The following is an 11571-nucleotide window of genomic DNA, read 5'->3' as shown; positions in this document are numbered from 1 at the left end:
TTTTTGAAAAATATTATTGACATAATATTTACACAAGCAGAGAATGTACCCAACAAAGGTTAGTTTAGATAGAAAGAGGGACTTTTTCTATGCTACTTCGTACATATATACACAGATACGTCCATACGAAAGTATTGAGACTTTTACGGTTTAATCCGATAAAAGGTCGTTCTTTGATGGCGCACATCCGTCGTACACGCCATATTATGATGCCATCGCATCGCTCTTGCTTCTCATATTCAGTATTTGCTTCTCAAAATAAACCATCCAACACGGCTCTCTAAACAGAGTTGTTCTCTCTGTTTAGAGAGTCTCCACAGATTAATTTCTGAATATTTTTACATTGTCTAGGACAGGTAAAAAATATTTTGTGAAATTAACTTAATCTTATTTAATTTAAAATAAATAAATTCTTACTTTAGTTTTTGTTATTAAAATCTAGAGAGGGTTGTTTTATTCTAAATAAATCTATTGCGTTATTAAAATTAATAATGCAGGGTAACTTTACGTCAAAAATAAATAAAGGAGTTTATTATGCCAAACTTAAAAATTGCATATAGTCCAAAAGTTGAACAATATTTCTCTACAAATAGAGAATTAGTTGAGATTGCCAAAACAGACTTTACAGATGTTGCGGCTATCGTATTAAGTTCAGGTGATGTAGGAGAATACCTCGGTCGAATTCAAGCAACAAAATTCGGCGTTCCAGTATTCGTTGTTCAAACAGAAGAACAACAAGTGGATCCAAAATTCTATGATTCTATTTATCATATCCAAGATTTAAACGGTTATGACATCAAACTTTATAGCCGTCAAATCGAAACTGCAGCGAAACTTTATGAAGAAAAAATGTTACCTCCATTCTTCAAAATGTTAAGTGAATATGTGGAAATGGGTAATATCGCTTTTGACTGTCCAGGACATCAAGGTGGTCAATACTACCGTAAACACCCAGCAGGTCGTTTCCTTTACGATTTCTTTGGTGAAAATATTTTCCGTTCTGATATTTGTAATGCGGACGTAAAATTAGGTGACTTGTTAATTCATGAAGGTGCAGCTTGTGATGCACAAAAATATGCCGCTCAAGTATTTAATGCAGATAAAACTTACTTCGTATTAAATGGTACCTCATCTGCAAACAAAGTAGCATTAAACGCAGTACTTTCTCCAGGTGATTTAGTGTTATTTGACCGTAACAACCACAAATCAAACCACCACGGTGCGTTAATTCAAGCAGGTGCAACGCCAATTTACTTGGAAACTGCACGTAACCCATTTGGTTTCATCGGTGGTATTGATAGTCACTGTTTTGAAGAAGATTACTTAAAATCATTAATCAAAGAAGTGGCACCTGAAAAATTAAACCAAAAACGTCCATTCCGTTTAGCAGTTATCCAATTAGGTACTTATGACGGTACGATTTATAACGCACGCCAAGTTGTGGATAAAATCGGTCACCTTTGTGATTACATCTTATTCGACTCTGCATGGGTAGGTTATGAACAGTTCATTCCAATGATGAAAGATTGCTCTCCATTATTGCTTGAATTAAATGAAAATGACCCTGGTATTTTAGTGACACAATCTGTTCACAAACAACAAGCTGGTTTCTCACAAGCTTCACAAATCCATAAAAAAGATAAACATATCAAAGGTCAAGATCGTTATGTAAACCATAAACGTTTCAATAACGCCTTCATGTTACATGCTTCAACCAGTCCGTTCTATCCATTGTTTGCAACATTAGATGTGAACGCGAAAATCCAAGGTAGTGAAGCCGGTCTTCGCTTATGGCATGAATGTGTGAAAGTGGGTATCGAAGCACGTAAATTAGTATTGAATCACTGTGATTTAATCCGTCCATTCATCCCTACAACAGTGAAAGGTAAAAAATGGCAAGATTATGACACAGAAGAAATCGCAACCAACCTCGAATTCTTCAAATTCCACCCAACTGATACATGGCATAAATTTGAAGGCTATGCGGATGAACAATACTTCGTTGACCCATGTAAATTCTTACTTACCACTCCAGGTATCAGCTTAGAAAATGGTGAATATGAAGACTTCGGTATTCCAGCAACCATTCTTGCAAACTACTTACGTGAAAACGGTATTATTCCGGAAAAATGTGACTTGAACTCTATCTTATTCTTGCTCACTCCGGCAGAAACTCTTACCAAAATGCAAACATTGGTCGCTCAAATCGCCTTGTTCGAAAAACACATTAAACAAAACTCTTTATTAAAAGATGTATTGCCAACTGTGTACAAAAACAACGAAGACCGCTACAAAGGTTACACAATCCGTCAATTATGCCAAGAAATGCATGACCTTTATGTAAGCCGCAATGTAAAACAACTTCAAAAAGACCTATTCCGCAAAGCAACATTACCGGAATATGCATTAAATCCACACGATGCGAATATTGAATTCGTTCGTAACAAAGTTGAACTTGTTGCATTAACTGACATTGTTGGTCGCGTAGCTGCGGAAGGTGCATTACCTTATCCTCCAGGTGTGTTATGTGTGGTTCCGGGGGAAAGATGGAGTCCGACTGCACAAAAATACTTCCTCGCATTAGAAGAAGGTATCAACACATTACCTGGTTTCGCACCTGAAATCCAAGGGGTTTACTTACAAAAAGACCCTGATGGACGTACTCGTGCATATGGCTATGTTTTAACTGACTATTAATAAAGTGTGGTTATGAGGTTTTCCCTCATAACCCTCTCAGCACAAACAAAAAAAGTGCGGTTAAAAACATCTGATTTTTTGACCGTACTTTAAGGAGTATAAATTATGAGTGCTAAAAGTAATAAAATTGGTGTGGTTCAACTCACCATTCTGACCATGGTTAATATGATGGGTTCAGGTATCATTATGTTACCGACCAAATTAGCCGAAATTGGGACTATTTCTATCGTTTCTTGGCTTGTAACCGCAGTTGGTTCAACAGCCTTAGCTTATGCATTCGCACAATGCGGTATGTTTAGTAGAAAATCCGGTGGTATGGGTGGCTATGCTGAATACTCTTTCGGTAAAGCAGGTAACTTTATGGCGAACTATACTTATGGTGTGTCGTTAGTTATTGCGAATACTGCGATTGCGATTTCTGCTGTAGGTTATGGTTCAGAGTTCCTCGGTGCAACTCTTTCTCCACTTTCTATCGCATTATGGACAATCTTCACTCTTTGGCTTGCTACCATTCTTAACTTCGGTGGCGCAAGAATTACGGGTAACATCAGTTCATTCACCATTTGGGGTGTAATTATTCCTGTGGTGGGTATTTCAATCATCGGTTGGAAATGGTTTGATGGTACAATGTATGTAAATTCTTGGAACCCACACAATGTACCTACTTTTGAAGCGATCGGTGTATCTATTTCAATGACATTATGGGCATTCTTAGGGTTAGAGTCTGCTTGTGCGAACTCTGATGCGGTTGAAAATCCAGAGAAGAACGTACCAATTGCGGTACTTGGTGGTACTTTAGGGGCTGCGGTAATTTATATCGTTTCTACTAACGTTATCGCAGGTATTGTTCCTAATCTTGAACTTGCTAATTCAACCGCACCGTTCGGTTTAGCCTTTGCTCATATGTTTGATGAAACAATCGGTAAAGTCATCATGGGTTTAATGGTGATGTCTTGTTTCGGCTCATTATTAGGTTGGCAGTTCACTATTGCTCAAGTATTCAAATCTTCAGCAGAAGAAGGTTATTTCCCAGCATTCTTCAAAAAAGTTACTAGCAAAGATGCACCTATCGTTGGTATGGTAACTATCACTTCGTTACAAACATTACTCTCATTAATGACAATCAGCCCATCATTAAATAAACAATTCAATGTGCTGGTTGACCTAGCGGTAGTAACAAACGTTATTCCATACTTGCTCTCAATGGCTGCACTTCCCGTATTGTTGAAAACTGAAAACGTTCCTTACCAAAAATACAAAAAAACTGTTCTTGTTGCCTTTATTGGTTCAGTCTATAGTATCTATGCGCTTTATGCTGCGGGTGAACAAGCGATGCTATACGGTTCAATTGTGACCTTTATCGGTTGGACATTGTATGGTTTTGTTTCTTACAAATTTGACCTTAAAAAATCTCAAGCTTAATTAAAAAAGAAAAGCCTACATCTTAATGTAGGCTCTTTCGAGTAGTAATAAGCTAAGTACAAAAGAGCGGTTGAAAATTAACTTGTTTTCAACCGCTCTTTTTATTTAGGACAATACTCTCAACAAAACAGGCTGAAATTCTGTTTGTTGGCCGAGTTTTAGGGTGTAACGTTTAACCATCACAAAGGAAAGTGCGGTCAACATAAAGATTAAAATCGCACGGATGAGCTCATTTTCACTGATATAGCTAGAAAGCAACGTTGCAATCAATAAAGTCAAAAGCGGCACGATATACATTAACAATGCAGAAAATAACATGGATTTTTCTTCTAGACCGATTTCCACCATTTGACCTGTGCGCAGTGGCGTAATGGTTTCGAGTGTGAAGATATGCTCACCTCGTTTTCCATTGAGTTCAGACAGGGAGGCTGTCCCACAGGCTTCTCTAGCCGAACAAGCCCCGCAGGCGCTTTGTGATTGACATTTCACTTTAGCAAGACCGGTTTCCGCATCATAGCTCATCACAACGGCACTTTCTTTTAGCATTGCGCTTCTCCCATATAAATATCAAAGCGGTGATTTTTGGTTTCACGAGTGACATGGGGCGCTTTTTGCGCTAAGAATTCCGCATAATCAGGGCGTTTTACCACCACGCGTTTACGGGCTAATTGTAGCGCAGGTGTCAAGAGCTCATCGGCATCCAAATCCGCACCAACCAAATGTTGGAATACACGCATTTCTTTTTTGACTAGGGCAGATTTTTGTTTGTGTGGATACATTGGATCCAAATACACCACATCGGCACTCTCGGTTTGTGGATTAAGTTCGGCAATATGATGAACATTTAGTAAACGCATATTTTGTTGCATCATTTCACCTATTTCTGCATCCTGATAGGCTCGGTTGAGTCCATCCTGTAATAGCAAATATACCACCGGATGGCGTTCTACTAAACGCACTTGGCAACCAATAGAAGCTAAAACAAAAGCATCTCGACCAAGTCCTGCGGTGGCATCAATCACGCTCGGCAATTCTGTGCCCTTAATGCCTACAGCTTTGGCAATAGCCTCTCCACGTCCACCGCCAAATTTACGACGATGAGCCATTGCGCCGGCTACGAAATCTACAAACACATCGCCTAATTTGGGCTCATCGAGTTTACGCAAGGCGAGATGACTTTCAGTTTTCACCAATGCAAGCGGACTTTCAGTACAATGCTCAATACCAAAAGGGGAACAAAGTGCGGTCAATTCTGACAATGTTCCCGCTTCGGCAAGCAGTTGAATTTTTATTTTCTCACCAGCCATACGCCGCTTTCCATATGATCCGTGTAAGGGAATTGATCAAACAGTGCCGCTTTTTCAATGCGGTGGGTTTGGCTTAGGGTTTGCAAATTCTCACAAAGGGTATGTGGATTGCAGGAAATATACAAAATACGATCGTAATTCTGCACCAGCTTTACGGTGTCAGGGTCAAGCCCTGCTCGTGGAGGATCAACAAAAATCGTATTGCATTGATAGGCTTTTAAATCAATGCCTTTTAAGCGATTAAACTCACGTACACCATTCATTGCTTGGGTAAACTCTTCTGCCGACATACGGATAATTTGCAGATTATCGATCGCATTTTCCGCAATATTAAATTGTGCGGCAGCCACGGATGGCTTGGCGATTTCAGTAGCAAGTACTTTGCGGAAGTTTTGTGCAAGGGCAATAGAGAAATTGCCGTTACCACAATACAGCTCTAATAAATCACCTTGAGAACCTTGAGTGCAATCAATCGCCCATTCCAACATCTTGCAATTTACAGCTGCATTAGGCTGGGTAAAGCTGTTTTCCACTTGGCGATAAACATAATTGTGACCTTTTACTGGTAATACTTCATCAACAAAATCTTGCTCTAAACAGATTTTTTGTTTACTCGCACGACCAATCAGTTGCACATCAAAACCAAGTTGTTGTAATTCACCTTTTAGGTTTGCTGCAGCGCTTTGCCATTCTTCCGTGAGTTGCTTGTGGTAAAGCAGGCTTACAATAATTTTATTGCTGAGTGTGCTCAAATAATCAATTTGAAACAGTTTTTTATGAAGCACTTCCTGCGTTTTTAACAACGGCAATAAGGCTTTCATCATGCGATTGATCAGTTCGCTGGCAATTGGAAACTCGTCCACTCGATAGCGCTGCAAGGTACTTTGATCAAACATGATGTGATAAAAATCGCCTTTATCATGCCAAATACGAAATTCTGCACGCATCCGATAATGGCTGGTTGGCGAATCAAACACGGCTATTTCTGGGGCGTTAAAAGGCTGCAAAAGTGCGGTCAGTTTTTCAGTCTTTTTTTGCAGGAGTTCGGTATATTGGGAAACGGGTAGTTGCATTGATGTTTACGTTTGAATGATAAATATCCCACAGTCCTTGGCAAGCATGGGGATTGAGTAAAAAAGCAAAAGGCAAGCTTCTGCCTGCCTTTTAAAATATATTATTCGCCAGAATAATCTTCGCCGCCAGAAGCCGCTTCGCTCACATCACCTGATAAGGTGTAAACACGTTTTGTTGTGTTAATGCGAGTACGATATTTATTCCATGTTTTTTCGAAGAAAGTTTCCGGTGCACGTTCATCACGGCAAAAAGCAACAAATTCTTTTTCTTCTTTTGTCGTCGGCTTGCGCTCGCCTGAATCTAATGCTTTAAACGCTTGGCCATATTGCTCTAATACTTGGGATTCTTTGATTGTATAATCACCGTGACGGGAAAATCCGCGTGGGTAGTTTTTGTCGTCAAAAAAACGACGAGTAACACTGAAACTAGCAGCCATAATATCATCTCTCTTCTTTATATTTAAAAACGGCAGGCATTAAACCAATTTTTTTTTATTTTTGCAATAAACCTTTCACAGTTTCTACATAATCTTTGACGAAATCGTCGTAATTTAAGCCTTCAGGATTTACACGGTATTTGCCATTGACATAGAAATCAGGTACGCCACGTACTTGAAACTGTTCTGCTGCATTTACTTGCTTATTCACTAAACCGTTTACAGCAAAGCTGTTGATGTTGTTATCAAATTGTTCAGCTGTAACCCCGTTATCAATGAAGATTTTGCGAATATCGTCCATTGAGCTTAATTTATCTTGTTGTGCCGCTTCGAATAAAGGCGCTTTCACTTTGCTTTCTGCACCAAGTGCCATCGCTAATGCCCATGCACGAGTGAGGTTTTCAGATTGACGACCTAAGAAGTTAACATGATATTGTTTAAATTCAGTGCCTTGTGGTAAGCCTTCTGCAACTTGTTTTGGAATGTGGTATTCCATTTCAAAGGCATAGCAATGCGGGCAGTAGAAAGAGAAAAATTCAATCACTTCAGGCTGTGCAGAAGCGGTTTGACCCACTTGAACGTATTGTTTACCTTCTTCTAGATTAGCTGCGAATGCGTTAAATGAAAATAAAGCACTGAGTAAAAATAAAAATTTTTTCATTTGTTTTCCTTATTTAATAATTCCGCGCGCTTTTAACAATGCGGTTTTAAAATCTTCTTCATAATCTTTTTTGATGCCAGGAATTGGCTCAAACTTATCTGTGCCATGCATTTTTAAATGATAAATAATCACTTCATCAGATAATTCTGCCACGGGCTTATCGAAACCTGCTTCATCAGCAATTTTTTGCAAAATTTGTAGCAAGCTAAGATCTGGGTCTTTAGACCAGTAAGGTTGTAAAAGTTCCAAAACTTCATTTAAACGCTTACATTTCATTGCTATTTCCTTTTAAATGGAGAAAAATAAGGCTAGATCATACTTCAAATAAGGCAATAAGAAAATATGGAATACACAATAAGTGCGGTTATTTTGGCTGGCGGAAAAGCACGGAGAATGAATGAGGCGGATAAAGGCTTACAGCTTTTACAAAATAAACCGTTAATTAGTCATGTGATTGAGCGCTTACAACCCCAAGTAGTTGATATATCGATTAATGCTAATCGTCACCATACGGAGTATGCTCAATGGGGGTTTCCCGTATTTTCAGATGAATTGCCTGATTTTCAGGGGCCATTGAGTGGTATGTTGACGGCTCTGGAACAAGCTAAAACGGATTTTGTACTTTTTGTGCCTTGTGATAGCCCATATTTTCCACAAAACTTATTAGAAAAACTAAAAAGTGCGGTTAAAAATAACCGCACTTTAATGGCTTATGCAAAAGATAAAGAGCGTGAACACCCAACATTTTGTTTGATGTCCGTTCAGCTTAAAGAGAAGTTACGTGCTTATTTAAACGAGGGCGAACGTCGTTTATTACAATTTATGAATAAAAATGGCGCGGTTGCTGTCCAATTTGACGAACAAGAGGGACGATTTGTAAATTTTAATACCTTAGAAGATTTACAATAAATTATTTGTTAAACCTTGAATTTTGCAAAAAATTCTCCATTATTGCAGTGTTTACTTTCTATTTTATTGAGGAACTTTATTATGATGCGAATCCTTTTATTTTTAGCCACTAACTTTGCTGTGATGCTTGTGTTAGGGATTATTTTGAATGTGACCGGTATTGCAGGAAATAGTACAGGTGGCATTTTAATTATGGCGATGCTTTTTGGTTTTGCTGGATCATTGATTTCATTATTCTTATCAAAAACCATGGCATTGCGTTCTGTGGGCGCGGAAGTGATTACCGAACCACGTAATCAAGCTGAACGTTGGTTGGTAGAAACGGTACGCCGTCAAGCGCAACAAGCCGGCATTCCGATGCCTGATGTAGCGATTTACCATTCTAATGATGCTAACGCATTTGCTACCGGTGCAACTAAAAACAATTCTTTAGTGGCGATTAGTACCGGTTTATTGAACTCCATGACGGCAGAGGAAGCTGAAGCAGTATTGGCTCATGAGGTCTCACACATCGCGAACGGTGATATGGTGACCATGACTTTATTACAGGGCGTATTGAATACCTTCGTGATTTTCTTATCTCGCGTAATTGCTAATGTGGTGGCGAGCTCCCGTAATGGTGATGAAGAAAGCCGTAGTTCAGGTATTTACTTCTTAGTCTCAATGGTGTTAGAAATTGTATTTGGTATTTTAGCGAGCATTATCGCGATGTGGTTCTCACGCTATCGTGAATACCGTGCAGATGCTGGTTCAGCGCACCTTGTGGGTAAAGAAAAAATGATCGCGGCATTACAACGTTTACAACAAATTCATGAGCCACAAGAGATGGAAGGTTCACTTAATGCCTTTATGATTAACGGCAAACGCAGCGAACTCTTTATGAGCCATCCTCCGCTTGAAAAACGTATCGAAGCATTACGTAGTTTATAAAAGATAAAAAACAAAGGGCTAAATGTAATATTTAGCCCTTTTTATTTGTAGATTATTTAATATCCGCTAAGACTTTAGTAAGTAATTCCCAGTACGTTTGTACTGTTGAAATTTGGACTTTTTCATCAGGCGAATGCGCATTGCGAATAGTTGGTCCTACAGAAATCATCTCAATATTCGGATAATGTTCTTTCAGCAAGCCACATTCAAGCCCTGCATGAATCACTTTAATCTCAGGTTCTTTGCCAAGCACTTCTGCATAATGTTTTTTGATTAATGCTAAAATTGCCGTGTCGTTTACCGGTTTCCAACCAGGGTAAGAACCTGAGAATTCGACCGTTGCACCAGTGAGTTCAGCGAGTGAAGTTAAGATTTCTTCTACATACTCTTTACCGCTTTCAATCAATGAGCGAATAAGAATGGTACCTTCGATTTTATCTTCAAGGGTTTTTAATACACCAATGCTTAACGAGCTCTCCACGACATTTTTGATTACATCACTGTTGCGGATTACGCCATTTGGTAAGACGTTCAGCAAATTAATCACTTTTTTGGTGGTTTCAAACGTGAAGGTTTGTTGTGGATTTTCAACTTGCTCAGCAGTTAAGGTTAAGTTTGGTTCAGCGATAACAAGCTCTTCTTTCAATAAAACTTCAAAATTCTTGACCGCGCTTTTTACGCTTTCTACATCATGATTGAAGCAAATGGTTGCGGACGCTTCACGTGGAATCGCATTACGAATTGAGCCTCCGCGAATTTCTGCAAGGGCAAAGTGCGGTTGATTTTGTGAAAGTTTTGCTAATAAGCGTGCTAATACTTTAATTGCATTCGCACGAGTGGTGTGAATATCACAACCAGAGTGACCGCCACGCAAACCTTTTAAGTTAATTTGCAAAGTATGGTTGAATGAATTGGTTTCACGGTGAACAGGTAGCTCAACATTAGCATTTACCCCACCAGCACAACCAATATAGATTTCACCGATTTCTTCGGTATCGGTATTAATTAAGATTTCTGATTTTAACCAGTTACGACGAAGGTGTACGGCACCATCCATGCCGGTTTCTTCAGTCATAGTGAGTAGCACTTCAAGTGGTGGATGTGCAATATCGGTACTTTCTAATACCGCTAAGGTCGAGGCTAAGCCGATACCGTTATCCGCGCCAAGTGTGGTGCCTTGTGCTTTTACCCAATCCCCATCAATATAAGGATGAATTGGGTCTTGAGCGAAGTTATGTGGATTGCCTTCATTCGATTGTGGAACCATATCTAAATGTGCTTGTAACACAACAGGTTGGCTGTTTTCCATACCTGCTGTGGCAGGTTTACGAATTAATACATTACCGGCTTCATCACGCTCGGCAAAAAATTGTTTTTCTTTCGCCCAGTTAACAATAAAGGTCGCGAGCGCACCTTCGTGATGAGATGGATGTGGAATCGCACAAATTTGATCAAACCATTTCCAAAGTAATTGCGGTTGTAATGTTGTAATTTCTGACATAATGAACTCCTTTTTTCATTAAAATTTTTGCGGAAATCATAGCATAAAACGCCATTTCGGGTTAGAATTCTGCAATTTTTTTATTTAGCGACAAAGTTTAAGGTATTTGTTATGAGCGAAAAATATGTTGTGACTTGGGATATGTTCCAAATGCATGCCCGTAAATTAGCGGAACGTTTACTTCCTGCTACTCAGTGGAAAGGTATTATTGCAGTAAGCCGCGGTGGTTTATTCCCAGCAGCGGTACTTGCTCGCGAATTAAATATTCGTTTCGTAGAAACCGTGTGTATTGCTAGTTATGATCACGATGAACAAGGTGCATTAAAAGTATTACACCGCGCAGATGGTGATGGTGAAGGAATGATCGTGGTAGACGATTTAGTGGATACTGGCAATACTGCTCGTGCAATTCGTGAAATGTATCCGAAAGCGAAATTCGTCACAGTATTCGCAAAACCTGCAGGAGCTGAGTTAGTGGATGATTACGTGATTGATATTCCACAAAATACTTGGATTGAACAACCTTGGGATTTAGGTTTAACTTTCGTGCCACCATTGGCAAGAAAATAATTACAAATATGAATTGGAAATGCGGGGTTTAGCCTCGCATTTTGTTTTATTGAGCCAATTGCAA

General features: G+C 39.2%; 13 protein-coding genes. 6 read left to right on the top strand and 7 right to left on the bottom strand.

Annotation, left to right across the window (positions count from 1 at the left end; genetic code table 11):
* The first annotated feature begins 89 nt into the window (after positions 1-89).
* The 3 genes from speFL to potE all read left to right on the top strand — a co-directional run bounded on the left by speFL (position 90) and on the right by potE (position 4119).
* Positions 90-284: a leader peptide SpeFL gene (speFL, locus tag DPV97_RS09695; protein ID WP_197534114.1), complete on the top strand. Its 195-nt coding sequence runs from the start codon at positions 90-92 to the stop codon at positions 282-284.
* Positions 285-534: 250 nt separating this feature from the next.
* Positions 535-2697 (top strand): ornithine decarboxylase SpeF, encoded by a 2163-nt coding sequence (gene speF / locus DPV97_RS07165; protein ID WP_014064454.1) that lies wholly within the window; start codon positions 535-537, stop codon positions 2695-2697.
* A 105-nt stretch (positions 2698-2802) separates the two neighbouring features.
* Positions 2803-4119, top strand: a complete 1317-nt coding sequence (potE, locus tag DPV97_RS07160) for a putrescine-ornithine antiporter (protein ID WP_070713347.1) — start codon at positions 2803-2805, stop codon at positions 4117-4119.
* Positions 4120-4224: 105 nt separating this feature from the next.
* On the opposite strand, the gene DPV97_RS07155 is transcribed toward potE, so the two are convergent.
* From DPV97_RS07155 to DPV97_RS07130, 6 genes are all read right to left on the bottom strand, one after another.
* Positions 4225-4665 carry a SoxR reducing system RseC family protein gene (locus tag DPV97_RS07155; RefSeq protein ID WP_049384715.1) on the bottom strand — a complete coding sequence of 147 codons (441 nt, stop codon included), beginning with the start codon at positions 4663-4665 and terminating at the stop codon, positions 4225-4227.
* The gene (locus DPV97_RS07150) at positions 4659-5426 is read right to left on the bottom strand and encodes a class I SAM-dependent methyltransferase (protein ID WP_070713350.1); all 768 of its coding nucleotides are present in this window, start codon (positions 5424-5426) and stop codon (positions 4659-4661) included. The genes DPV97_RS07155 and DPV97_RS07150 overlap by 7 nt, the downstream gene beginning before the upstream one ends.
* Complete coding sequence (trmA, locus tag DPV97_RS07145; RefSeq protein ID WP_070590982.1) at positions 5408-6499, bottom strand: tRNA (uridine(54)-C5)-methyltransferase TrmA; 1092 nt, start codon at positions 6497-6499, stop codon at positions 5408-5410. The genes DPV97_RS07150 and trmA overlap by 19 nt, the downstream gene beginning before the upstream one ends.
* Positions 6500-6600: 101 nt before the next feature.
* Positions 6601-6936 carry a MaoP family protein gene (locus DPV97_RS07140; RefSeq protein WP_070713351.1) on the bottom strand — a complete coding sequence of 112 codons (336 nt, stop codon included), beginning with the start codon at positions 6934-6936 and terminating at the stop codon, positions 6601-6603.
* 55 nt (positions 6937-6991) lie between these two features.
* A complete protein-coding gene (dsbA, locus tag DPV97_RS07135; protein ID WP_070713356.1) occupies positions 6992-7597 on the bottom strand; it encodes a thiol:disulfide interchange protein DsbA in 606 nt (201 codons plus the stop codon).
* Positions 7598-7606: 9 nt separating this feature from the next.
* A complete protein-coding gene (locus tag DPV97_RS07130; protein WP_005699179.1) occupies positions 7607-7873 on the bottom strand; it encodes a YihD family protein in 267 nt (88 codons plus the stop codon).
* 66 nt (positions 7874-7939) lie between these two features.
* On the opposite strand from DPV97_RS07130, the gene mobA reads away from it, so the two are divergent.
* Entirely contained in the window at positions 7940-8506 is a 567-nt protein-coding gene (mobA, locus tag DPV97_RS07125) for a molybdenum cofactor guanylyltransferase MobA (protein ID WP_070713361.1), read from the top strand.
* Positions 8507-8584: 78 nt separating this feature from the next.
* On the top strand, positions 8585-9436 hold the full coding sequence (htpX, locus tag DPV97_RS07120) for a protease HtpX (protein ID WP_410002436.1): 852 nt from the start codon (positions 8585-8587) through the stop codon (positions 9434-9436).
* Between the two features lie 52 nt (positions 9437-9488).
* On the opposite strand, the gene DPV97_RS07115 is transcribed toward htpX, so the two are convergent.
* On the bottom strand, positions 9489-10937 hold the full coding sequence (locus tag DPV97_RS07115; protein WP_070713364.1) for an aminoacyl-histidine dipeptidase: 1449 nt from the start codon (positions 10935-10937) through the stop codon (positions 9489-9491).
* 111 nt (positions 10938-11048) lie between these two features.
* Between DPV97_RS07115 and gpt the strand changes: the two genes are divergently transcribed.
* Positions 11049-11507: a xanthine phosphoribosyltransferase gene (gene gpt, locus DPV97_RS07110; protein WP_049364228.1), complete on the top strand. Its 459-nt coding sequence runs from the start codon at positions 11049-11051 to the stop codon at positions 11505-11507.
* The last annotated feature ends 64 nt before the right edge of the window (positions 11508-11571 follow it).

The sequence above is a fragment of the Haemophilus parainfluenzae genome, from assembly GCF_003253005.1.
Classification (GTDB): Bacteria; Pseudomonadota; Gammaproteobacteria; order Enterobacterales; family Pasteurellaceae; genus Haemophilus_D; species Haemophilus_D parainfluenzae_M.
This window is presented reverse-complemented; position numbering and strand designations above follow the sequence as displayed.

Bases quoted from the DNA above. Each gene is read 5' to 3' on its own strand.
- speF (WP_014064454.1), top strand. From the start codon at position 535: ATGCCAAACTTAAAAATTGCATATAGTCCAAAAGTTGAACAATATTTC.
- dsbA (WP_070713356.1), bottom strand. From the start codon at position 7,597: ATGAAAAAATTTTTATTTTTACTCAGTGCTTTATTTTCATTTAACGCA.
- DPV97_RS07150 (WP_070713350.1), bottom strand. From the start codon at position 5,426: ATGGCTGGTGAGAAAATAAAAATTCAACTGCTTGCCGAAGCGGGAACA.
- DPV97_RS07155 (WP_049384715.1), bottom strand. From the start codon at position 4,665: ATGCTAAAAGAAAGTGCCGTTGTGATGAGCTATGATGCGGAAACCGGT.
- DPV97_RS07115 (WP_070713364.1), bottom strand. From the start codon at position 10,937: ATGTCAGAAATTACAACATTACAACCGCAATTACTTTGGAAATGGTTT.
- mobA (WP_070713361.1), top strand. From the start codon at position 7,940: ATGGAATACACAATAAGTGCGGTTATTTTGGCTGGCGGAAAAGCACGG.
- DPV97_RS07130 (WP_005699179.1), bottom strand. From the start codon at position 7,873: ATGAAATGTAAGCGTTTAAATGAAGTTTTGGAACTTTTACAACCTTAC.
- DPV97_RS07140 (WP_070713351.1), bottom strand. From the start codon at position 6,936: ATGGCTGCTAGTTTCAGTGTTACTCGTCGTTTTTTTGACGACAAAAAC.
- gpt (WP_049364228.1), top strand. From the start codon at position 11,049: ATGAGCGAAAAATATGTTGTGACTTGGGATATGTTCCAAATGCATGCC.
- speFL (WP_197534114.1), top strand. From the start codon at position 90: ATGCTACTTCGTACATATATACACAGATACGTCCATACGAAAGTATTG.
- potE (WP_070713347.1), top strand. From the start codon at position 2,803: ATGAGTGCTAAAAGTAATAAAATTGGTGTGGTTCAACTCACCATTCTG.
- trmA (WP_070590982.1), bottom strand. From the start codon at position 6,499: ATGCAACTACCCGTTTCCCAATATACCGAACTCCTGCAAAAAAAGACT.